Below are 1,106 nucleotides of genomic sequence, written 5' to 3'. Positions count from 1 at the left end.
GCAAGAATTGCGGCAAGTCAGTTTTTTGTCGAATGCTGCTGAATAAACGGTGTTATTTTTTCTGGAATGGCCGGAAATGTAAGTAAATCTGTCTCTATATTTACCATTTGTTCCGTATTCAGGGTCAAAATATGATTTTGTATATAAAGCGGATTTTTTGATGTAGTTCCAAGAACCTTGCCATCCGCCACCGGAAAGTGCAGCACCAACCCCGAGACATGCGGCATATAACGGCGGGTGACAAAAGTGCCAAGGCGTTGATAAACCTCGTTCATATCTTTTACCAATGCGGCCAGTTGCTTACCTTCTATCTGCGTCGTCATCGGCAACGTGCTAACCACTTGTACAGACAAACTGCACGGCTGCTCCGCGTTGATATCCATCGTCAGATTTGGGTTAAGGCTGCGCAAATTGGTATCCAGCGGGATTTTGATCTCCTGATTTGCGCCGGGCTGCAACACTTCCTGATGCCGACCGGATGACATCACAATCTGGCGAATCTGGCAGGTTTGGCCGTTTTGCGGGCTAACTAGGAAATATGCGAGACGCGCTTGCAGCGCGGGCTTATCTGCCGCCGCTATACGCATTGGGTCGTCATAAAAATTTTTGTATTCAAAGACCTGCGTGACAGCTTGCACAGCCGTACAGGGTAACAACGTTAATGCAGCAGCCACATATGCGGTCATTCGCGCAGAAAAGAAGAATGCCATCAGTCCCTTTACTCCCTTGTCGGTATGACTTCCTTGTATACAGCATAATAACAGAGCGAACGGCTTTCTACCGCTCTTCCTGAGTTCTCTAAGTGATAGCTGTATAAGTAATTGTTGTGTAAGTGATGGCTGTATCGTGATAGGCAAACCCCGTGTAACACATAATTGATGAGTTACACGCCAAGTTGAAAATGGCGGTGACAGCATGTGGCACTGCAAGGTGCCGGTTTGTACCGCGAAACGTCCAATGGCAAATATATGGGCGCAAACTATCATTTGAGCTTTCGCAGTGAAAAGAGGAAAATTGCGCCGATAAGGGGAAAACGCCTTTTATTTCTGGGCAGTTACCATTATCATTCGCGCTCTTTTTTATATCCAGTGGCGTCTTTGGTTAAC

Annotated in this window: 2 protein-coding genes; one reads left to right on the top strand and one right to left on the bottom strand. The window is 46.6% G+C overall.

Annotated features, from left to right (window positions below; translation table 11 throughout):
• Positions 1 to 17 precede the first annotated feature (17 nt).
• Positions 18 to 710 (bottom strand): DUF2987 domain-containing protein, encoded by a 693-nt coding sequence (locus tag ACRC27_RS00135; RefSeq protein ID WP_438638764.1) that lies wholly within the window; start codon positions 708 to 710, stop codon positions 18 to 20.
• 207 nt (positions 711 to 917) lie between these two features.
• Here ACRC27_RS00135 and ACRC27_RS00130 point away from each other — a divergent pair.
• A partial coding sequence (locus ACRC27_RS00130; RefSeq protein ID WP_438638763.1) for a hypothetical protein occupies positions 918 to 1,106 on the top strand: 189 nt, incomplete at its 3' end.

Origin of the sequence: Plesiomonas sp. (assembly GCF_051650925.1) — a bacterium.
Lineage (GTDB): Bacteria > Pseudomonadota > Gammaproteobacteria > Enterobacterales > CAMTGL01 > Plesiomonas.
The sequence above is the reverse complement of the archived record's forward strand: the minus strand, read 5'-3'. Positions and strand labels throughout refer to the sequence as shown.

Coding starts and splice junctions, on each gene's coding strand:
- ACRC27_RS00135 (WP_438638764.1), bottom strand. CDS start 710: ATGGCATTCTTCTTTTCTGCGCGAATGACCGCATATGTGGCTGCTGCA.